General features: G+C 44.0%; 1 protein-coding gene and 1 pseudogene. One reads left to right on the forward strand and one right to left on the reverse strand.

The features are described 5' to 3' along the window. Positions 1 to 67, reverse strand: a 67-nt coding sequence (locus ACJ8QI_RS25135) for an IS1 family transposase (RefSeq protein ID WP_096257578.1), incomplete at its 3' end; no start/stop codon positions are given. Positions 68 to 278: 211 nt separating this feature from the next. On the opposite strand from ACJ8QI_RS25135, the pseudogene ACJ8QI_RS25140 reads away from it, so the two are divergent. Then, positions 279 to 380: pseudogene (locus ACJ8QI_RS25140) on the forward strand (IS6 family transposase); the annotation flags it as partial. Positions 381 to 434: the final 54 nt, after the last annotated feature.

Here is a 434-nt window from a genome sequence, read left to right on the forward strand (position 1 = left end):
TTTTGCCGTTACGCACCACCCCGTCAGTAGCTGAACAGGAGGGACAGCTGATAGAAACAGAAGCCACTGGAGCACCTCAAAAACACCATCATACACTAAATCAGTAAGTTGGCAGCATCACCTAATTCGGGGCAGAATTGGTAAAGAGAGTCGTGTAAAATATCGAGTTCGCACATCTTGTTGTCTGATTATTGATTTTTCGCGAAACCATTTGATCATATGACAAGATGTGTATCCACCTTAACTTAATGATTTTTACCAAAATCATTAGGGGATTCATCAGGGTGATGCGTGCACTACGCAAAGGCCAGGCCTCAGCATTTTATTATGGTGATCCCCTGGGCGAAATGCGCCTGGTAAGCAGAGTTTTTGAAATGTAAGGCCTTTGAATAAGACAAAAGGCTGCCTCATCGCTAACTTTGCAACAGTGCCGT

Origin of the sequence: Serratia sp. CY84636, from assembly GCF_052166245.1 — a bacterium.
GTDB lineage: Bacteria > Pseudomonadota > Gammaproteobacteria > Enterobacterales > Enterobacteriaceae > Serratia > Serratia nevei.